Raw genomic sequence first — 19,835 nt, 5'->3', positions numbered from 1 at the left:
CGACCGGACCCACCCTTGTTCAATCGACCAAGAATTTGAAATGAATATACCGACTTTTCCTGTTCTTTTCAAGTACGCAGTTCAGATACAGCAATATTCATAGGCTTGTGACATTATCACTTGCGGATAAATGTCAGATAAGCCCCCTTACGCCCCTCGCGGAAAGCCTTGGCTTCATAGCGTGTGCCCGGCCAACCTTCATATGGTGTGTTCCAATCCGCCGAAGACGATGCCTGCCACTCAAAAGCTTGATGGGAATCGCAATGTTGCAATGTCCAATTCACATATGATTCAATATCGGAAGCGAATCGGAAACGTCCGCCGGATTTCAAAACCCGTGCAAAACGATCCAGATTTTTCTGACTGACAAAGCGACGCTTCCAATGACGTTTTTTATGCCACGGATCAGGATAGAAAAGATCAATGCCCGCCAATGAATTGTCAGGAAGCCAATCCAGCACTTCCGTTGCGTCATCATCATAAAGACGAATATTTTGCAGCGGTGTTTCGTGCAGTGTGCCCAGCATTTTCGCCATACCATTGACGAAAGGCTCGACACCAATAAAGCCGCTTTGTGGTGTGCGCCCTGCTTCATGCATCAAATGCTCGCCGCCGCCAAAGCCGATTTCCATCCGGACATTTTCAACCGGAGCCGCAAAAAGACTGCACAAATCCTGCGGCGCAGGTTCGTTCAGATCAATCAGCAATTCAGGCAGCAAGCCTTCACGCAGCATCTTTTGGTGCGGGCGCAATGGCTTACCATGACGGCGACCGAAGAATGCCTCGGTCGCACGTGATTTTTTCATCTCATCCGACATAAATATTTCCGTCAGGCTGCCATGTTTTCATCAAGCAACAAGCGCACTTTTAAGCGCTTTGGCCAGATCCGTTTTTTCCCACGAGAACGAGCCGTCACGACCAGGCTTGCGGCCAAAATGGCCATAAGCAGCAGTCTTGGCATAGATCGGCTTGTTCAGATCCAAATGTTTGCGGATACCGGTTGGCGACAGATCGACAACTTTACGCAAAGCGCTTTCAAGTGCTGCCTCGTCTACCTTACCGGTGCCATGCAAATCGACATAGACAGACAAAGGCTGTGCTACACCGATGGCATATGACAACTGAATAGTGCAGCGATCGGCAAAACCGGCAGCAACCACATTTTTCGCCAGATAGCGGGCAGCATAAGCGGCGGAACGATCCACTTTGGTGGTATCCTTGCCCGAAAACGCACCGCCGCCATGCGGCGCCGCACCACCATAAGTGTCGACAATGATTTTACGGCCGGTGAGGCCTGCATCACCATCGGGACCGCCGATGACAAATTTGCCGGTCGGGTTGATGTACCAAACGCAATCATCGGCGATTGGCAAACCATCCAGCGCTTGCAAAATATAAGGCTCAACCACCGTGCGAACCTTGGCTGAATCCCAGCTTGCATCCAGATGCTGTGTGGAAAGAACAATCTGCGTCACTTCCGCAGGCTTGCCGTTCACATAACGCACAGTTACCTGACTTTTAGCATCAGGCCCAAGCTTGCCTGCTTCGCCTTCACCGCTATGACGGGCAGCAGCAAGAAGCTCAAGAATTTTATGTGAGTAGTAAATTGGTGCCGGCATCAGTTCAGGCGTTTCACGGCAAGCATAGCCAAACATGATACCCTGATCGCCAGCACCTTCTTCGCCTTGACGGTCGGCCGCATTATCAACGCCCTGCGCAATATCCGCTGATTGCGAATGCAGCAATACGTCGATTTTGACGGTCTTCCAATGGAAACCATCCTGCTCATAACCGATCTCGCGAATGGCTTTACGGGCGGCGGAGCGGAAACGAGCCGGATTGATGACCGGATTTCCATTGTCATCTATGATGACATTACCGTCCTTATCCTTTTTCAGGAAAGTTTCAGGCACGCGCACTTCACCGGCGATCACCACGCGGTTTGTCGTCGCCAATGTTTCACAAGCGATACGCACTGTCCAAGGATCAACACCGGAACGGCGTGCCTCCTTGTAAATCATATCTACAATTTCGTCGGAAATACGATCACATACCTTATCGGGGTGACCCTCAGATACGGATTCGCTGGTAAAAAGATAAGAACTGCGCGACACGGGAAACCCCTCTAGAAAATCTTGCGGAGCCAGATCTCCGCTTCAGACAGACAGCACAGTAAAGGTGGTTTTTCGGATGTAAACACAAGAAATGCGCTTACCCGAAACAATCACCTTAACTTTTTATGTCTTTGCCAACATAGTTCTTTAGCGTCAACAGCAATTGTGCTGATAACACTCTTCTCATCACGAATTGTTGAGGGAAAAGATTATTCCGCGTCAGGATCCAGCGTCTTGACCAGATCAATAATCTTGCGGCGAATTTTCGGATCGGTAATTTTGGTAAAAGCGCGTGTCAGTTGAACGCCTTCATTGGAATTCATGAAATCGACGATATAGGTTGAGTCATTCTCTTCGGCAAAACCCGTGGTTTGCGTTTCGGAACCCGGTGCATCTTCAAAGAAAAAAGAAACAGGGACATTGAGAATGGAAGAAATAGCCTGCAAGCGGCTGGCTCCGACGCGATTGGTGCCTTTTTCATATTTCTGAATCTGCTGGAATGTAATGCCGAGGCTTTCACCCAGTTTTTCCTGACTAAAGCCCAACATATTCCGACGCAGACGAATACGACTACCTACATGGATATCAATCGGGTTGGGCTTCTTTTTATTCTGTACCATTCAAATGCTCCTCGCGATTTGCGAGCTTCCCTGTACGTGCTTCACTCGACCGCAAAACACCATACGATTTCAAATTACGTGATATTTCAAAGACTGCGCTGCTATGTGATTTCAAAATGTCAGCATGATGAAACTATAACAACCGATGAAAATTGCGATGTCAATCGCGCTGTGATTTTCTTTTATACACAATTGCTAATAAACCACAAAGTAGTAGCAAGATCATCGCCCACGTTTGGCGCGAAACCCATCCCTTGTCATCAACGTCCAACCGCAGCGGCGGTAAAACCGCATCCACCACACCAACCTCATTGAGGTTAAGAGACGCAATGATTCGGCCATAACTATCGGTGACCGCCGAGATGCCGTTATTGGCAGCACGCAACAGCGGCATCCCTTGCTCCACTGCACGCAGTTGCGCCTGTCTAAAATGTTGGTAAGGCCCCGGTGTATTGCCATACCATGCATCATTGGTGACATTGACAATCGCGCCGGCACGCTCGCCCTGATAATCAAGCTCATTGCCAAAAATCGCCTCGTAGCAAATTAAAGGCAAGATAGCCAGCTTCTCTCCGATTTTCAGTGAATGACGGCTTTTTCCAGCTTTAAAACCTCCCGGCATTTCCACAACTTCTTGCAAGCCAAGCGCACGCAAAACGCCTTCCAACGGCAAATACTCGCCAAAAGGTACCAAATGCACTTTGTCAAAAGAGCTGATGATAAAGCCCTGATCGTTAATCACGGTGATTGAATTATAATAATTCAATCCTTGCGGTGTCTCTTCCTCACGCACCGCACCTACCATCAGCAATTGACCATCCTGCAACACGTCTGCAATACGCGCCAAGGCATCAGGGGTTTGGGTCAAAATGTAAGGAACGGATGTTTCCGGCCAGATGATGATATCGGGGCGCAGCGCACCATCTTGTGGCGCTTGCGCGGTGAGGCTCAAGTGACGCTCGAAAATACTGCGCCGCTCGGCATTATCCCATTTGAGATCCTGCGCAATCGATGGTTGAACAATACGGATATGCGGATTGGTTGCCGCCACTTCTACCGGCTGGTGAAGCTGCCATGCGCCATAGCCCAAATGAGCAACCACAAGCAGCAGGCCAAACACCATACCACCCAACCTGTGGCGTTTGCCGACCAATAAAGCAGGCATGGCAAAAACCATGACTGCCAGAGCATTCATGCCCGTCAGTCCGACAATCTTGGCCGATTGCATCAATAATGGTGTCGGCATTGCCGTGTAGCCGATGGAATTCCACGGGAAACCGGTCAGAATAAAGCTGCGCAGATATTCGGCAACACCAAAACCAAAGGCGAGTGCGAAAATGCGCCCCACCCCATGAGACCAAAAGAGCCGCGCCAAGTAAGCAGCAAAGCCATAAAACAGGGCTAAAAAGGCAGGCAAACCCACAACCGCAAGCGGCAGCGCCCATGCAAATTGCTCGGCGTCAACCAGAAGGGCCGCGCCAATCCACCATAGGCCACCGACAAAATAGCCAAAGCCAAACCACCAGCCAGTGGCAAAGGCTGGCAATGCATCGCGCAACATTTTTTTTCCGGCGTGTTTTACCGGGCGATCAAGCAGCCAGACCAGAGTTGGAAAAGCAATGAACCCAACGGGCAGAAAATCATATGGAGGAAGCGCCAGTGTCAAAAGCAGACCGGCAAACAGGCTTAAAAAGCGATGTGGCCATTTCCCTGACAGGGTTATTTTTTGAGCCAATTGCGCAAACATGAAAATCCCGATCAGTACAATTCCAATTCAAACACAGGCGAAAAGCGTATTTTAACAGCACTTTTCGCCTGTTTATTTTTTAATGTTCGGTAACGTGTTCTTCGCCGGATTTTGTCGTCACACCAGCGCGCGCCTGACGACGGCGATCAGCAGCTGACAGCGGAATAATCCGCACCCGGCGAATACGGCGCGGATCAACTTCCAGCACGTGGAATTCATAGCCCGGAATAGCCTGCACCACTTCGCCGCGTGACGGAATACGGCCCAGCACCGAGAAGATCAGACCGCCAACCGTATCCACATCTTCGCCATGTTCACCCACAGCAAAAGACGGGCCGATTTTCTCCGTCAGCTCGTCCAGATCTGCACGGGCATCCACAACAAAAATGCCGTCAGCTTCCTGCAAGATCATGATTTCTTCGTCATCGTGCTCGTCTTCAATATCACCGACGACCATTTCAACAATATCTTCCAGCGACACCAGACCATCAGTGCCGCCATATTCGTCAATGACCAGCGCCATTTGAATATGACTTGCCTGCATGCGCGCCATCAGGCCGCTTGCCAGCATGGATGGCGGTACAAACAACACTTTACGCATCAAATTCAGTTCACCGATGGTCTTGGTCAGATCAATGCGGCCAATGTCAAATTTGGTTGGTGTTGTGCCCGCCGTTTTCGTAGCGGCACCATTGCGGCGGCTCGATTTTTGGCGTGACTGGCGGGTGATAAAATTCAAAACATCGCGGATATGGATCATACCGCGCGGATCATCGAGGGTTTCGGCATAGACCGGCATGCGTGAATGGCCGGACTTTTCAAACTGTTCCAGCACTTCGCCGAGTGGTGTTGAAATTTCCACCGCTTCCACATCGGCGCGCGGAATCATCACATCTTCAACGCGGATTTCACGCAGGCGCAAAATATTATTGAGCATCGCCCGTTCTTCAGGCGAGAAAACCGTATTGCTACTGTCTTGTTCCGACAGCGCGTCAGCCAAATCTTCACGCAAGGAAGATGTTTGGCGACTGCGTAAAAACGGCAATAAATTGCTTAAGAATGAGCGCTTCTCCGTTGGAGAGACTCTGTGCGTACTCTGCCCCTCCGGATCAGTATTTTGCGGGACATCGCCCGAGGGGGGAACACTAGTTTGATCAGACATGGTCAACCGGCTTTGTTAGGTGAAAGGGTTTGTGAATATGGATCGGGAATAGCAAGGGCGGCCAAAATATCGCGCTCCCATTGTTCCATGATTTCAGCGTCAAGGTCATCTTCATGGTCATAGCCTAAAAGATGCAGGAAACCGTGCACAATCATATGGTTCAAATGATGCTCAAAAAGTTTATCTTCTTCCTGCGCTTCGCGCATCACTGTTTCGCGCGCGATGACAATATCGCCGAGCATCGGCCCGGGTTTTGCACCCGCTTTAACCGGAAAGGCCGGAAAAGACAAAACATTGGTTGCCTTATCCTTGTTGCGCCACTGCGCATTCAGCTCCTGAATAGAAGCATCATCGGTAAAAACGAGACTTAACTCACTTTGCCCGTCATCGGTAAAAAGGCTTTTCCATGCGGTATCAACCGCTTTTTGCGCCACCTGGAGTAAGGCGTCCTCTTCGGGCCAGCCTTCCGCCTCTATCAATATATCGATGTCGATCACTTTTAAAACGGCAGTTGCGGCTATCAAGAAGCCGGCTGACGCATAGTCCTTTCTCTTACAAACTCTAAAGTCGTATTAAATAGCATATAAACATGGATAGATCATAGCGCTCACCGCAAAATACAAGGCTCGCACCTTATTTTTGTGCCAGTTCAGCCAGCCGATCTTCCATCATTGTCATAGGCTTCAACAATAGCCGCCACCAGTGCATGGCGCACCACGTCTTTTTGAGTGAAGCGGACGGTCACAACACCATCGACATTGTCCAGAATACGCAAGGCTTCGACAAGGCCGGATTTCTGACCGGGCGGCAAGTCAATCTGGCTTGGATCACCGGTCACAATCATGCGTGATCCCTCACCCAAACGCGTGAGAAACATCTTCATCTGCATAGAGGTCGTATTTTGCGCCTCATCCAGAATAACCGCAGCATGAGCAAGGGTACGTCCGCGCATGAAGGCAAGCGGCGCAATTTCAATCACACCCGCAGTTAAAGCGCGCTCCACTTTATCGGCAGGCATCATATCATAAAGCGCATCATAAAGCGGTCGCAGATAAGGATCGACCTTCTCTTTCATGTCACCCGGCAAAAAGCCCAAGCGTTCGCCTGCTTCCACCGCCGGGCGCGACAAAATAATGCGCTCGACCAGTCCGCGCTCCAACAGCATCGCAGCATGAGCAACCGCCAGATAGGTTTTACCGGTTCCGGCAGGGCCGACACCAAAAACCAGTTCGGAGCGGTCAAGAGCGCGCATATAGGCATCTTGCGTCGGCGTGCGGGCAAAAATAGTTTTCTTGCGGGTGGAAATTTGCGCAGAGGCTAATTTGCCTTTGTTTTCCATCGTAGGAAGCGGCAACTGCCCCTCCGCAGTCGTGGTTATATTTCCGGCCATACGCAAAGCACCATCAACATCGGAAAGCGTGATCTCACGTCCTTTTTGTAAAAAGCCGTAAAGCTCATCCAATGCGCGACGCGCCTGTTCGGTCGCTGAAGGCGTGCCGCGAATCGTCAGCTCATTGCCTTTGGAGCGGACATCAACGCCGAGCTTCTGCTCGATGCGCGCCAGATTTTCATCAAACTGCCCGTAAAGCGCAATGGCGTGACGATTATTGTCAAAAGTCAGCACAATATGCGCCATATCCGAAGCGCCATTAGATAATTTGTTCTGTGTTTCAGTCTTACTCTTATCGGTCTTCAGCTGTTCTGTAGCGCTCAACCGGCTCCCCCCATCGAATGAAAAACACCCGCGAAACTATATGATGCTCTTATCATGCCTTTAAGACAGTTTTTTCGCAACCAAACTATTGGTTCCTGTGGAAATGATTTCAACATTGATAATATCACCGATCTGGTCGTGATTATTATCAAGAATAACCGGCAGCAACCACGGTGATCGACCAACCATTTGCTGTTCCTCACGTCCCGGCTTTTCAATCAGCACGCTGGTTTTTTTACCAACCAGACTATCCTGAAACGCATATTGCTGCTCATTAAGCAAAGCCTGCAAGCGCTGCAAACGTTCGTCTTTGACCGCTTCATCCACATGATCGGGCAAATCTGCGCCCGGCGTTCCCGGGCGACTGGAATATTTGAAAGAATAGGCCTGCGCATAATTTACATCACGCACCAGCTGCATTGTATCTTCAAAATCCTGATCTGTTTCACCAGGGAAGCCGACAATAAAGTCACCTGACAGCGCCATATCAGGGCGTGCTTCACGGATACGTTCGATCAGGCGGCGATAATCATCGCCCTTATGTTTGCGGTTCATCGCTTTCAAAATACGATCCGAGCCTGCCTGCACCGGCAGATGCAGATAAGGCATCAAAATATCAAGATCACGATGTGCATTGATCAATGCATCATCCATATCGCGCGGATGGCTGGTGGTATAACGAAGACGCTTAAGCTCCGGCACATCGGCCAAACGGTAAAGCAGTTCGCCAAAGCCCCATTCACGGCCATCATCGCCAAGCCCGTGCCATGCGTTCACATTCTGGCCAAGCAGGGTAATTTCGCGCACACCACCAGCCACAAGCCTTTCAGCCTCGGCCAAAATTTGCGCAACCGAACGCGATACTTCCGAACCGCGCGTATAAGGCACCACGCAGAATGTGCAGAATTTATCACAACCTTCCTGAACGGTCAGGAAAGCGGAGACACCGCGTTTGCGCACCACTTCGCGCTGTGGTGCTGGCAGATGTTCAAATTTGTCTTCCAGTGCATATTCGGTTTCGACAACCTTTTCGCCACCGCGCACTTTAGCCAGTGCCTGCGGTAAACGGTGATAGGTCTGCGGCCCGATCACCAGATCAACGGATGGTGCACGGCGCAGGATTTCCTGTCCTTCGGCCTGCGCCACACAACCGGCAACACCGATGGTCAGTTCTTTGCCATTGGCCGCATTTTTATCTTTAAGTTTACGCAAACGACCAAGCGCTGAATAAAGCTTTTCGGAAGCGCGCTCACGAATGTGACACGTATTGAGCAGCACCAGATCCGCATCTTCCGGCGTATCGGTTGAAATATAACCCTCCGCCGCCAGACTGTCGGCCATACGCTGACTGTCATAGACATTCATCTGGCAGCCATAGGTTTTCACAAAAACCTTGCGCGTATTGGCAGGTGTTTTTGCGTCATTATCTGGGGTCGGGTTCAAAGAAGGGATCGTTTCAAGAGTGCTCATAGGCTGGCTTCTAAACCTTTTATCGCCGTTTGAGAATAGTTAGGCCGACGATATTTCCATCAACCCGGTTTAATTTCGCGCCCTAAGAGCGAGGATTGCAGTTGCGAGCGAACCCTCTCCTCCATCACACGGGCTAAAAGCTTGCGGTCGGTTTTGGCGTCAATCACCATCGGTTCACCGAAACTGATTTCCACATCAATAGCACCTTCTTTCAAGATACCTTTCAGATGTGGCATCAATTCGACATCCCCCGGCCATGACGCAATCGGACGATGATAGCGCCCCATCGCCATACCATGCACACCTGTATAAGCAATTGAAACTGGTTGAACTGTCACATGTTCAGCACCACCCTCGCGGATGGCTGCATGAGCCGCGCCAAAAAGTGCAGTTTTAAACGGCAATAACCGATTACCGTCCGACGTTGTGCCTTCCGGAAACAGTACCATCACATCGCCTGCCGCAAGCCTTGTAGCAATTTCCGATGCCTGTTCGCCGGTTCTTCCGCGCTTTGCCCGCTCGACAAAAACCGAGCGCTGCAAATATGCCAAATGACCGAAAACCGGCCATGACCGCACTTCGGATTTAGCGATAAAAGACACCTCTCCGACCGTAGAAAGAACGATAATATCGCTCCATGAAATGTGATTCGACACTAAAAGCAGCGGCCGGTCTTCGCTCATTGTACCGATGGTTTTGACGCGAAAACCAAACAACCTTGCCACCAAACGATGGAAAAATCGCGGCAAACGGCGCTGGAACACATGATTGAGCTTCATGAAAATATACTGAAACGGCACCAGCGACAGGGTCAGCAGAATGAAAGCAACCAGCACAAAAAGGATTCTGACAGCACCAATCATTTGGCAACCACCAGATCACGGCGCAAAATCAGCGCAGAAGCATAAGTGCCATCAGCATGCTGATAATAACTGGGGCGATCACCCACTTTGATAAAACCAAGTCGGTTATAAAGCGCTTGCGCCGCCACATTGCTTTTATCGACTTCCAGAAACAGACTTGCCGCACGCTCATGGTGCAAATGACGCAAAACTGCATCCATCAGCCCGTGTCCGGCGCCCAGTTTACGTGAAGCGATATCAACGGCAATGGTCAAAATTTCTGCTTCATCCACCACCAGACGCGCCAGCACAAATCCGGCCAGTTTGTTGGGCTCTCCTTCCCGGCGCGCCAAAAAACCAAACACTGTAGGCTCACTCAAAAGTCCGCGAAAATCTTCTGTCGTCCACCCCTGATGGAAAGAGGCCATATGTACATCTTCCAACGCGGCGCTATCATCCGGCCTCAATGGTGCAATTGAAAAGCCTTTTTTATTAAAGTGCTCCATCAAGCGCCCCATCAAGTTTTTCGCTGATAACTTGCTGCCCGAGCTGAACATTGTTTGTTTTTCGCCCCACCCCTATGACGCCTGCTCTTCTGATTTGACCTCTGACTTACGAGGTAAAGCAAAGCCAACCTGCGGTTTGGCGTCTGGCCCGCGCAAATAAAGCGGCTTTGGTGCTTCACCCATTGGTTTTGTCGCAGCAATGCGCGCATAAACAGCAATATCGGCGGTTGGTTCGGTTTGCGCAATCACATGTGTCTCCCCAAGTGCTTGCGTGACCGCAGGTGCAGCCGATCCGGTCAGCACATGATCGGGTTTTTCGGCACATAATTGCACCGCTTCTTGTAATGTCAGCGCCAAGGCTTCCGTTTCCGGCTCGCCATTGCCGTCAAAGCTTTGCGCAAAAATTTCACCGCGATGCGCATCAAGCAGCACCAATACCGGACGCTTAGCATAGCTCTCATGAGCTTGAGCGCAAAGCGCTTCAAAAGCAGTCACACCAATGGCGGTACTATTTAAAGCCAAAGCAAAGCCACGTGCCGAAGAAACTGCAATACGAACGCCGGTGAAAGAGCCTGGCCCGACATTGACCGCCACGCGATCAATCTGATGAAAATCCAGTCTTGCCTCTTCCAGCACGTCTTGCACATAGGCCATCAGCACTTCGGCATGGCCTTTTCCGATATTTTCACGGCGCTGTGCCAGCACTAAAGCTTTTTCACTGTCATAAAGGGCGGCGGCACAAAAAGAAGCCGCAGTATCAAGAGCAAGTATTTTCATGATCTATCAGGTAAAACAGATATTGTGTTCCGGCAAGCTTCTGCATCTTTTTTCTGCGTTCAAAAACACTATATTATATATAAACCTGTTATGGAGAGGGAACCAACTGTCATTAACAGCGTTTAGTTTAAGAGATGTGGCTCTGGCGGGCTCCCAAAGGCATGAGTCATTGACAATGATAATTTGTAAAGCAAGCGAGGATATAATGGCTAAAACCCATAACACACGTAACGATCTGCCATCCAATGCCAAAGCAACGGTTATTTCTCTGCTTAATCAAAATCTGGCGGCAACGCTGGATCTGTCACTGGCAACCAAGCAGGCACACTGGAATCTTAAAGGTCTGCAATTTATCGCTGTGCATGAAATGCTGGATGGTTTCCGCGATAGTCTGGATGAGCATACCGACACTATCGCCGAGCGTGTTGTGCAATTAGGCGGCACCGCGATGGGAACTGTGCAGACCGTTGGCAACGACACTAACCTCAAGCCATATCCGACCGATATTTATAATATTCATGATCACCTGAATGCGCTGATCGACCGCTACGCTGCAGTCGCCAATCTGGTGCGTCAGTCAATCAAAGAGGCCGATGAGGCAGGTGATGAAACTTCAGCCGATGTTCTCACCGCTGCGTCGCGTGATCTCGACAAATCCCTGTGGTTCCTCGAAGCGCACCTGCAGGAAAAGAACTAAAGCTTTAAAAAGCTATTAGCCCTTTTTCGCGGCAACCGGTGTAATGCACACTTTTGTATGACCGGCATTGATAAAGCCCATACGGCTTGCCGCACCTTTAGATAAATCCAACACGCGGCCTTTGATGAAAGGGCCGCGATCGTTTATCCGCACTATCAGTGACTTGCCGTTGGCCTGATTGGTTACCTTCACTTTCGTACCCAGTGGCAATGTTCGATGTGCCGCAGTCATACCGGCCGGATTCATCCGCTCGCCAGATGCTGTCTTGGATGTCAGCGCATACCATGAAGCACCGCCGCATTGTCCGGCTGATGCCAAAGCCGCATTGGCTGAAAATGCAAAAGCCATTCCAACAGTCAATAAAGCCACATATTTTTTCATTGTTTCAAGCATCCACAATTGCACATTAATATTTTCAACGCCGCACTTTTTAAAGAAATAAAAGGCAGACTTTAAAAACAATGTCCGATTGGCGGGTAAATGTGGCACTCAAGTGGACGAAATAAAGATGATTTAAGGCATTTTGAATCTATAGTTAAAAGGAAAATCATCCCATTGATCGGATAATTACTTTTTATATTTCAGTATAAATTTGAAATAACTTGATTATATTCACATGAATCAATCATAAAATATGTTATTCGTATGTTTACCATCAGAATAATTCGTTAACATCGGCTTCTTGAAAGTGCTCTGCGGATTTTTCATTGCATAAAGTAAAAGCGGCTTCACGATGCAAATGTTTTTTATTGACGAGCCAAGTTATCAGCCGTTTCACCGCAGTTAAGATTTGTGTCTTTTTTGCGGCAAATTTCAAGGCTTCAGCGCTGTAAATAACACAGTGAAATAGTTTGTGATCGCGTAAAGTTTACTTATTGACACTAGTTTTCAACATCCCGGTGTTTTGCCTACTGGCGATTCCATGCATAAACAGCTATCAAATCATGACCCTTGAAGGCATCTGAAAGATAAGCAGTGAGCAAACCGCACCCCGAAAACGTGAAAGACCAACAAACAGCTCATGATCAGGCAGAACCTGTAGATAGCGTCGCACAGGAACAACAAAAACCTGACGACAATGTTTTGTCTAAAGCGCAGCGCATCATTTATCTACTGCTCGGGTTTCTGATGCTGGCGCTTGGTATTATCGGTGCCTTTTTGCCCGTCATGCCGACTACAATCTTTATTATTCTGGCAGCATGGTTTTTCAGTCGCTCTTCTCCGGCATTGGAAGCCAAGCTTTTGGCAAATCCGCAATTCGGACCCATGCTGATTAAATGGCGTGATAAAGGTGCAGTGCCGGTCAAAGCCAAATTTTTTGCCTGTGGCGGCATGGCTGCGGGCTATGCCATCTTTTGGTGGGGTGCTCGCCCCGGCCTGTGGCTGGGATTAGGTGTTGCAATTTTCATGCTGGCAAGCGCCATTTATGTTGTCAGCCGTCCCAACGGCTGAAGCTAATCCTTAAAAAATTACCCGATATTTTTTGATAAAGTTCATATGACATGAAGCTGTAATATTACTGTCATATGACTGTAATAAACAGCGCCTAGACGGTTAGTGACATTAAACGTCATTGTCTTTACCAACTGGAGCTACTCCTATGAACACGTTGATTTCCACAACCGCTGCACTTGCTATTGCGGCTGTCATGTCGGTTTCCGCAGCATCCGCTCGCGACCAGCTTCAGGTCGCTGGTTCTTCAACCGTTCTGCCATATGCAAAAATCGTCGCTGAAACTTTCGGCGAAACATATCCTGACTTCAAAACTCCGGTGATTGAATCCGGCGGTTCGGGTGCAGGTATTAAAGAATTCTGTAAAGGTGTTGGTGAAAACACAATCGATATCGCCAATGCATCGCGTGGATTGAAGGACTCCGAACTGAAATCCTGCATCGATGCAGGTGTTAAAGATGTTCAGGAAGTTCAATTCGGTTATGACGGCATTGTCTTTGCTACCGATGCAAAAGGCCCTGAATGGAAGTTGAAGCCGGTTGATCTTTATCAGGCACTTGCTGCCAAAGTGATTGTAGACGGCAAGCTTGTAGACAATCCAAACACCAAATGGAATCAGGTTAACTCCGCTCTGCCGGATTGGGACATTGCGGCTTATATCCCTGGTGAAAAGCACGGTACCCGTGAAGTTTTCGAAGAAAAAGTTCTGACCGAAGGTTGTAAAGAATCCGGTGCTCTTGAGGTCATCAAAGCAACCGGCCTTGATGACAAAGCAGCAGCTTCCGCTTGTATTGCAGTTCGTAAAGACGGCAAAGCCGTTGATATCGACGGTGACTACAGCGAAACTCTTGCCCGCATCGACAGCAACAAAACAGGCGTTGGCGTTTTCGGCCTTTATTTCTACGAAAACAATGCTGACAAGCTGCGTGTAGCAACTGTCAACGATGTTGTGCCTTCAGCAGAAACTGTTGCTTCAGGCGACTATCCAGTATCCCGCCCGCTGTTCTTCTACGTGAAGAAAGCACACCTCGGCGTGATCCCCGGCTTGAAAGAATATGTAGATTTCTTCTTGTCCGAACAGATGGTTGGCCCGGACAGCCCGCTGGCTGAATATGGTCTGGTTCCTGCTCCGGAAGCAGAACGTGAAGCACAGCGCGCCGACTTTGCCGCTGGCAAGGTTATGGCTGCCAAATAAGACAAAAACAATTGAATGCGACAGGCAAATGCCTGTCGCATTCATTCCATGAAAGCTTTGCGGTTTTTCCACCGCATAAGCACAATCGCCTAAGCATTTTCACTAAAGTTTATGTAGCGCGCTTTAAGGAAATTGAATGTCCGCCTTACTGGTTTTATTCACAGTCATACTGATTGGTCTGGCTGGATTTTTTATGGGGCGTCAGAAAGCGCTTTCACAATATAAATCCGTGCCCCAAAACGAAAAAATGCACTCACGGCCTCATTATCACGGCTGGTGGGTGTTTTTGGTTTCCGCCCTGCCAGCAACTTTGTTTCTGATCGTATGGATGATCGGTTCCTCGGTTTATATCGAGCATAATGCGACGTCGCAGCTTTCAGAAGTTTCCACCACCAACAATAATCTCAATTTGAGCATGGTACGCGGCCTTGCCAAAGGTATCGAGCGCCTTCCCCTTCAGGAAAGAGACGCTCTGCCGACAAATTATCAGATGGCGCGTGAATATATGAGCAATAAGGGTATTGCGCTTGCCACTGAAGGTCAGGATTTCATGGTGCCGATCGCCCAATATTGGACAAAGGCATCTTCGCTGGCACAAAAAACCGGCACCGCCATCAGCATTGTGCTGGCCCTTGCCGGTGTGATTTTTGGCCTGTCTTCTATCAAAGTGCGCACACGTGCGCGCAATAATGTTGAAAGAATCGTGCTTTGGGGACTGATCGCTGCATCGGGTATCGCGATCCTCACCACTATCGGCATTATTTTCTCGATGCTGTTCCAGACAATCACTTTCTTCCAGTCTGTTTCTTTCTCCAACTTCTTCTTCGGCACCGTATGGGATCCGCGCTTTGCAGCTGCCGGTTCTGATGGTGCGGTTGGTCAGTTCGGCCTTATCCCGCTTTTGGCCGGCACACTTTATATCGCCTTTGTTGCCATGCTGTTTGCTGTACCTGTCGGCCTGTTCTCCGCTGTTTATATGGCGGAATATGCCTCGCCAAAGCTACGCAGTGTCGTCAAACCGGTGCTGGAGCTTCTTGCCGGTATCCCGACCATTGTTTACGGCTTTTTTGCCATGGTAACCGTTGGCCCGTTCCTGCGCGATCTCAGCATCGCCATTGCAGGCGGCCAAGGCTTTATCATGGCGCAGAGCGTGTTGACCGCTGGTCTGGTGATGGGCGTCATGCTGATCCCGTTTGTGTCTTCGCTCTCCGACGACATCATCACGGCAGTGCCCAATGCGATGCGTGACGGTTCGCTCGGGCTTGGTGCGACCCAATCGGAAACCATTAAAAAAGTGGTGCTTCCTGCTGCCCTACCGGGCATTGTCGGTGCGCTGCTTCTCACCGCTTCGCGTGCAATTGGTGAAACAATGATTGTGGTGCTGGCTGCCGGTGTTGCCGCCAATCTGACGCTCAACCCGTTTGAAGCCATGACCACCATTACCGTTAAAATCGTCAATCAGCTGACCGGTGACCTTGAGTTCAACTCACCGCAGACCTTGGTAGCCTTTGCCCTTGGCATCACCTTGTTCTTCCTGACGCTGATCATGAATATTTTTGCGCTCTATATCGTTCGCAAATATCGGGAGCAGTACGACTGATGAGTGATATGAGCCTTTCTTCAAATTCAACAGGTGCCCCGATGAATGCAAAACCAGCGCGCCGTGATATCGGCATCAAGCGCCGCTATGCTGCTGAACGCCGCTTCCGCCTTTATGGTATATTGGCAATCTGCGTCGGTGTGTTTTTTCTCTGCGCCTTGCTATTTACGGTTTTTTCCAAAGGCTACACCGCTTTTTGGCAAACCACGGTCAGCATTCCGGTGCTGCTCGAAGAAAAAGTAATCGACCCAAGCCATAAACGCGCTGAAGATCCGAATGTGCTGATCACAGCAAATTACCCGTTGCTGGTGCGTAATGCTTTGGCTCATCATTTGCAGGTGCAGACAGATGACAAAGCGACTATGCGTGAATTGGGTAAGTTTTATTCCAATGGTGTTCGCATTCAGCTGCGCCAAATGGTGATGGATAATCCGTCGCTTATCGGCACCACACAGAATATCAATTTCCTTGCCAGCGCCGATATTGATTCAGCCTTCAAAGGCCAGATTGATTTGAACGTACCGGAAGCAAACCGCAAAGTTACTGACCGTCAAGTTGACTGGATGCACAAGCTTTCAAAAGAAGGCGTGATGGGACAGAGCTTCAACACTGGCCTCTTTACCTATGGTGCTTCAAGCCGCCCTGAAACATCCGGTCTTGGTGTCGCTTTTGTAGGTTCGCTTTATATGATGTTGATCGTGCTTGGCATTGCATTGCCGGTCGGCGTTGCTGCTTCTATTTATCTGGAAGAGTTTGCCAAAAAAAATCGCTTCACAGATCTGATCGAAGTCAACATCAATAATCTGGCGGCTGTTCCCTCCATTGTATTTGGTCTGTTGGGGCTGGCGGTTTTCATCAATCTTTTCGGCCTGCCGCGTTCCGCCTCACTGGTCGGGGGCTTGGTGCTCTCGCTGATGACACTGCCAACCATCATTATTGCCACCCGTGCAGCACTGCGCGCCGTGCCGCCTTCCATCCGCGATGCGGCATTGGGGCTGGGCGCTTCTAAAACCCAAATGGTGTTCCACCATGTGCTGCCGCTTGCAGCACCGGGCATCCTCACTGGCACCATTATCGGTCTGGCGCAGGCTTTAGGTGAAACTGCACCGCTGCTTCTTATCGGAATGGTTGCTTTCGTTGCAAATGTTCCAACCACACCGCTTGAACCTGCCACAGCTCTGCCGGTTCAAATCTTCATGTGGGCAAATGAAGCCGAGCGTGCTTTCGTGGAACGTACATCCGGTGCCATCATTGTACTTCTGGCATTCTTGGCCATTATGAACATTGCTGCCATCATCCTGCGCCGTCGCTTCGAGCGCCGTTGGTAAGCGGAGCCTTAACGATGAATACTGTAGCAGACTATCCTCAGGACAACCTACCGGGAGTTAAAATGAACCTCAGCGCCCAACCAACCAAAATGCGCGGTGAAAAAGTCAGCGTATTTTATGGCGCCAAACAAGCGCTGTTTGAAGTTGATCTCGATATTCCTGAAAAGATGGTGACCGCCCTGATCGGCCCTTCAGGTTGTGGCAAGTCCACCTTCCTGCGCTCGCTCAACCGTATGAATGATACGATTGAAGGCTGCCGCGTCGAGGGCAAAATCACCCTTGATAACGAGGATATTTATGATCCGAAAATCGACGTGGTGGAACTGCGCGCCCGTGTCGGCATGGTATTTCAGAAGCCAAACCCGTTTCCGAAATCCATCTTCGACAATGTGGCTTACGGCCCGCGTATCCACGGCCTTGCCAAAGACCGCACTGACTTGGAAGAAACCGTTATTACCAGCCTGAAAAAGGCCAGCCTTTATGAAGAAGTGAAAGACCGTCTTCATGATGCAGGCACTGGTCTTTCCGGTGGTCAGCAGCAGCGCCTTTGCATCGCGCGTGCCATTGCAGTGAGCCCTGAAGTTATCCTGATGGACGAACCATGCTCGGCGCTTGATCCGATTGCTACGGCCAAGATCGAAGAGCTGATTGACGAATTACGCCAGAATTACACCATTGCAATCGTCACGCACTCCATGCAGCAAGCCGCGCGTGTTTCGCAAAAAACTGCCTTCTTCCACCTAGGCAATATTGTCGAGGAAGGTGAAACCGAAGCGATCTTCACCGCACCAAAAGAAAAACGGACACAGGACTACATCACCGGCCGCTTCGGCTGATTGTGGTTACCGATATTTTTTTAAGAGGTTTTTTCATGCCTATAAAACACACTGTCCGCTCTTATGATGAAGAACTGAAGTTCTTGGCCCATAAGATTGCCGAAATGGGCGGCCATGCCGAGCGTATGGTCGAGCAATCCATTGCCGCAATCGTCAATGCCGACAATGAGCTGGCACAACGCGTGATTGCCGATGATCTGTTTCTTGATGCAGCAGAACGCGAGATCGACGACAAGGCCATCACCATCATTGCCAAGCGCCAGCCCATGGCGATTGACTTGCGTGAAATTATCGGCGCCATCCGTATTTCTGCCGATCTGGAACGCGTGGGCGACCTGGGAAAAAACATTGCCAAGCGCGTTGCGGCTGTTTCCGACACCCGCCAATCCGTCAAGCTTTATCGCGGCCTTGAAACCCTGGCCGAGCTGGCACTCACCCAGCTGAAAGAAGTGCTTGATGCCTATGCCACCCGCTCGGTGGCACAGATCAATATTGTGCGTGACCGCGACGATGAAATCGACGCCATGTACACCTCGATTTTCCGTGAGCTTCTCACCTATATGATGGAAGATCCGCGCAATATTTCCTCCTGCACCCATTTGCTTTTCAGTGCGAAAAACATTGAACGCATCGGCGATCACGCCACCAATATTGCCGAGACGGTTTACTACATCGTTACCGGCCAGCAAATGCCGGCTGAACGGCCGAAAGAAGACCTCAGCCACGATATCATCGTGGCTGAAGCCCGCAAACCTTAAATGACCGGAAAGGCGGACAAAATTTTGATAAAAACTTATGTCCGCCAACGGTTTAATATGCAGCTTTCAAGAGCGGCGCTCCCGCTCTGCACCCTTGTTTTGTCGCAATTTCAGGCATGCATAATATTTTTTTCACCGCCTCTCCTGACTTTTGCGCCAATTGACTGAAGGAACCTTGTAATGTCACATGCCCCCAAAATTGCCGTCGTGGAAGATGAAGAAGCGCTGAGTGTATTGCTGCGCTATAATCTCGAAGCTGAAGGCTATCAGGTCACAACCATCATGCGCGGTGATGAAGCAGAAATTGCTTTACGCGAAGATGTACCCGACATGTTGATTTTGGACTGGATGCTGCCGGGTGTCTCCGGCATTGAACTGTGCCGTCGTTTACGCCAGCGCGCCGAGACCGAACGTCTGCCGATTATCATGCTGACTGCGCGTGGCGAGGAAAGCGAGCGCGTGCGCGGCTTGGCGGTTGGTGCCGATGACTATGTCGTAAAACCTTTCTCCACACCGGAACTGATTGCCCGTGTCAAAGCCATGCTGCGCCGTGCCAATCCAAGCTTGCTCTCGCATGTGCTAAAAGTCGGTGATCTCATTCTCGACCGTCAGCAGCACCGCGTCTATCGCAAAGACAAGGAAGTGCATCTGGGCCCGACCGAATATCGTCTGCTTGAATATTTCATGATGGCACCGGGACGCGTATTCTCCCGCAGCCAATTGCTGGATGGTGTCTGGGGCGCAGACATTTACGTTGATGACCGCACCGTGGATGTACATATCGGACGCCTGCGAAAAGCCATCAATCCGAATGGTTCAACCGACCCTATCCGCACTGTGCGCGGTGCAGGCTATTCATTCGGTTAATGTTGAAAGGCGCACAGTTTTTCTAAGCGCATGTCTTTATCCCGAAACCGGTAACCACTTTCGGGAGACATGCGTGCGCGGTGCAGGCTATTCATTCGGTTAATGTTGAAAGGCGCACAGTTTTTCTAAGCGCATGTCTTTATCCCGAAA

The 19,835-nt window shown here is 49.9% G+C and carries 20 protein-coding genes; 8 read left to right on the top strand and 12 right to left on the bottom strand.

The features are described from left to right. Positions 1-116: 116 nt before the first annotated feature. The 11 genes from trmB to tsaB all read right to left on the bottom strand — a co-directional run bounded on the left by trmB (position 117) and on the right by tsaB (position 10,952). Positions 117-818: a tRNA (guanosine(46)-N7)-methyltransferase TrmB gene (trmB, locus tag ACI0FR_RS01955; RefSeq protein ID WP_404907192.1), complete on the bottom strand. Its 702-nt coding sequence runs from the start codon at positions 816-818 to the stop codon at positions 117-119. Between the two features lie 30 nt (positions 819-848). Next, positions 849-2,114: a methionine adenosyltransferase gene (gene metK / locus ACI0FR_RS01950; RefSeq protein ID WP_404907190.1), complete on the bottom strand. Its 1,266-nt coding sequence runs from the start codon at positions 2,112-2,114 to the stop codon at positions 849-851. Between the two features lie 209 nt (positions 2,115-2,323). After that, entirely contained in the window at positions 2,324-2,734 is a 411-nt protein-coding gene (locus ACI0FR_RS01945; protein WP_374828998.1) for a helix-turn-helix domain-containing protein, read from the bottom strand. Positions 2,735-2,894: 160 nt separating this feature from the next. Beyond that, positions 2,895-4,481, bottom strand: coding sequence for an apolipoprotein N-acyltransferase (gene lnt / locus ACI0FR_RS01940; protein ID WP_404907188.1), 1,587 nt, complete (start codon positions 4,479-4,481; stop codon positions 2,895-2,897). A 79-nt stretch (positions 4,482-4,560) separates the two neighbouring features. After that, complete coding sequence (locus ACI0FR_RS01935; RefSeq protein ID WP_404907187.1) at positions 4,561-5,643, bottom strand: hemolysin family protein; 1,083 nt, start codon at positions 5,641-5,643, stop codon at positions 4,561-4,563. 2 nt (positions 5,644-5,645) lie between these two features. Beyond that, complete coding sequence (gene ybeY, locus ACI0FR_RS01930; RefSeq protein WP_404907360.1) at positions 5,646-6,140, bottom strand: rRNA maturation RNase YbeY; 495 nt, start codon at positions 6,138-6,140, stop codon at positions 5,646-5,648. A 152-nt stretch (positions 6,141-6,292) separates the two neighbouring features. Next, positions 6,293-7,357, bottom strand: a complete 1,065-nt coding sequence (locus ACI0FR_RS01925; RefSeq protein ID WP_374828995.1) for a PhoH family protein — start codon at positions 7,355-7,357, stop codon at positions 6,293-6,295. 60 nt (positions 7,358-7,417) lie between these two features. Next, entirely contained in the window at positions 7,418-8,827 is a 1,410-nt protein-coding gene (miaB, locus tag ACI0FR_RS01920) for a tRNA (N6-isopentenyl adenosine(37)-C2)-methylthiotransferase MiaB (RefSeq protein WP_374828994.1), read from the bottom strand. A gap of 59 nt (positions 8,828-8,886) precedes the next feature. Beyond that, the gene (gene olsA, locus ACI0FR_RS01915; protein WP_404907185.1) at positions 8,887-9,690 is read right to left on the bottom strand and encodes a lyso-ornithine lipid O-acyltransferase; all 804 of its coding nucleotides are present in this window, start codon (positions 9,688-9,690) and stop codon (positions 8,887-8,889) included. Continuing rightward, positions 9,687-10,190: a GNAT family N-acetyltransferase gene (locus ACI0FR_RS01910; RefSeq protein WP_374830418.1), complete on the bottom strand. Its 504-nt coding sequence runs from the start codon at positions 10,188-10,190 to the stop codon at positions 9,687-9,689. Before ACI0FR_RS01910 ends, olsA begins: the two co-directional genes overlap by 4 nt. 57 nt (positions 10,191-10,247) lie before the next feature. Further along, positions 10,248-10,952, bottom strand: a complete 705-nt coding sequence (tsaB, locus tag ACI0FR_RS01905) for a tRNA (adenosine(37)-N6)-threonylcarbamoyltransferase complex dimerization subunit type 1 TsaB (RefSeq protein WP_374828992.1) — start codon at positions 10,950-10,952, stop codon at positions 10,248-10,250. 205 nt (positions 10,953-11,157) lie between these two features. On the opposite strand from tsaB, the gene dps reads away from it, so the two are divergent. After that, positions 11,158-11,649 (top strand): DNA starvation/stationary phase protection protein Dps, encoded by a 492-nt coding sequence (gene dps / locus ACI0FR_RS01900; RefSeq protein WP_374828991.1) that lies wholly within the window; start codon positions 11,158-11,160, stop codon positions 11,647-11,649. Between the two features lie 15 nt (positions 11,650-11,664). Here dps and ACI0FR_RS01895 read toward each other — a convergent pair whose 3' ends face one another. Continuing rightward, the gene (locus tag ACI0FR_RS01895; protein ID WP_404907183.1) at positions 11,665-12,030 is read right to left on the bottom strand and encodes a septal ring lytic transglycosylase RlpA family protein; all 366 of its coding nucleotides are present in this window, start codon (positions 12,028-12,030) and stop codon (positions 11,665-11,667) included. Between the two features lie 702 nt (positions 12,031-12,732). Here ACI0FR_RS01895 and ACI0FR_RS01890 point away from each other — a divergent pair. From ACI0FR_RS01890 to phoB, 7 genes are all read left to right on the top strand, one after another. After that, positions 12,733-13,101 (top strand): YbaN family protein, encoded by a 369-nt coding sequence (locus ACI0FR_RS01890; RefSeq protein WP_374830416.1) that lies wholly within the window; start codon positions 12,733-12,735, stop codon positions 13,099-13,101. Between the two features lie 148 nt (positions 13,102-13,249). After that, positions 13,250-14,296 (top strand): PstS family phosphate ABC transporter substrate-binding protein, encoded by a 1,047-nt coding sequence (locus ACI0FR_RS01885; protein ID WP_404907181.1) that lies wholly within the window; start codon positions 13,250-13,252, stop codon positions 14,294-14,296. 136 nt (positions 14,297-14,432) lie between these two features. Continuing rightward, on the top strand, positions 14,433-15,896 hold the full coding sequence (gene pstC / locus ACI0FR_RS01880; RefSeq protein ID WP_374828988.1) for a phosphate ABC transporter permease subunit PstC: 1,464 nt from the start codon (positions 14,433-14,435) through the stop codon (positions 15,894-15,896). Continuing rightward, positions 15,896-17,224 carry a phosphate ABC transporter permease PstA gene (gene pstA, locus ACI0FR_RS01875; RefSeq protein ID WP_404907179.1) on the top strand — a complete coding sequence of 443 codons (1,329 nt, stop codon included), beginning with the start codon at positions 15,896-15,898 and terminating at the stop codon, positions 17,222-17,224. The genes pstC and pstA overlap by 1 nt, the downstream gene beginning before the upstream one ends. Positions 17,225-17,286: 62 nt before the next feature. Continuing rightward, positions 17,287-18,060 carry a phosphate ABC transporter ATP-binding protein PstB gene (gene pstB, locus ACI0FR_RS01870; RefSeq protein ID WP_374830414.1) on the top strand — a complete coding sequence of 258 codons (774 nt, stop codon included), beginning with the start codon at positions 17,287-17,289 and terminating at the stop codon, positions 18,058-18,060. Positions 18,061-18,095: 35 nt separating this feature from the next. Beyond that, the gene (gene phoU / locus ACI0FR_RS01865) at positions 18,096-18,818 is read left to right on the top strand and encodes a phosphate signaling complex protein PhoU (protein ID WP_374828986.1); all 723 of its coding nucleotides are present in this window, start codon (positions 18,096-18,098) and stop codon (positions 18,816-18,818) included. 180 nt (positions 18,819-18,998) lie between these two features. Then, entirely contained in the window at positions 18,999-19,685 is a 687-nt protein-coding gene (phoB, locus tag ACI0FR_RS01860) for a phosphate regulon transcriptional regulator PhoB (protein ID WP_374828985.1), read from the top strand. The last annotated feature ends 150 nt before the right edge of the window (positions 19,686-19,835 follow it).

The organism is Paenochrobactrum sp. BZR 201-1 (assembly GCF_044987585.2).
Classification (GTDB): domain Bacteria; phylum Pseudomonadota; class Alphaproteobacteria; order Rhizobiales; family Rhizobiaceae; genus Paenochrobactrum; species Paenochrobactrum pullorum.
This window is presented reverse-complemented; position numbering and strand designations above follow the sequence as displayed.

What these genes read in the sequence shown, in the direction of transcription:
- miaB (WP_374828994.1), bottom strand. Translation starts at nt 8,827, where the DNA reads ATGAGCACTCTTGAAACGATCCCTTCTTTGAACCCGACCCCAGATAAT.
- lnt (WP_404907188.1), bottom strand. Translation starts at nt 4,481, where the DNA reads ATGTTTGCGCAATTGGCTCAAAAAATAACCCTGTCAGGGAAATGGCCA.
- pstC (WP_374828988.1), top strand. Translation starts at nt 14,433, where the DNA reads ATGTCCGCCTTACTGGTTTTATTCACAGTCATACTGATTGGTCTGGCT.
- ACI0FR_RS01945 (WP_374828998.1), bottom strand. Translation starts at nt 2,734, where the DNA reads ATGGTACAGAATAAAAAGAAGCCCAACCCGATTGATATCCATGTAGGT.
- tsaB (WP_374828992.1), bottom strand. Translation starts at nt 10,952, where the DNA reads ATGAAAATACTTGCTCTTGATACTGCGGCTTCTTTTTGTGCCGCCGCC.
- ACI0FR_RS01895 (WP_404907183.1), bottom strand. Translation starts at nt 12,030, where the DNA reads ATGAAAAAATATGTGGCTTTATTGACTGTTGGAATGGCTTTTGCATTT.
- pstB (WP_374830414.1), top strand. Translation starts at nt 17,287, where the DNA reads ATGAACCTCAGCGCCCAACCAACCAAAATGCGCGGTGAAAAAGTCAGC.
- pstA (WP_404907179.1), top strand. Translation starts at nt 15,896, where the DNA reads ATGAGTGATATGAGCCTTTCTTCAAATTCAACAGGTGCCCCGATGAAT.
- dps (WP_374828991.1), top strand. Translation starts at nt 11,158, where the DNA reads ATGGCTAAAACCCATAACACACGTAACGATCTGCCATCCAATGCCAAA.
- phoB (WP_374828985.1), top strand. Translation starts at nt 18,999, where the DNA reads ATGTCACATGCCCCCAAAATTGCCGTCGTGGAAGATGAAGAAGCGCTG.
- ACI0FR_RS01935 (WP_404907187.1), bottom strand. Translation starts at nt 5,643, where the DNA reads ATGTCTGATCAAACTAGTGTTCCCCCCTCGGGCGATGTCCCGCAAAAT.
- ACI0FR_RS01885 (WP_404907181.1), top strand. Translation starts at nt 13,250, where the DNA reads ATGAACACGTTGATTTCCACAACCGCTGCACTTGCTATTGCGGCTGTC.
- olsA (WP_404907185.1), bottom strand. Translation starts at nt 9,690, where the DNA reads ATGATTGGTGCTGTCAGAATCCTTTTTGTGCTGGTTGCTTTCATTCTG.
- phoU (WP_374828986.1), top strand. Translation starts at nt 18,096, where the DNA reads ATGCCTATAAAACACACTGTCCGCTCTTATGATGAAGAACTGAAGTTC.
- trmB (WP_404907192.1), bottom strand. Translation starts at nt 818, where the DNA reads ATGTCGGATGAGATGAAAAAATCACGTGCGACCGAGGCATTCTTCGGT.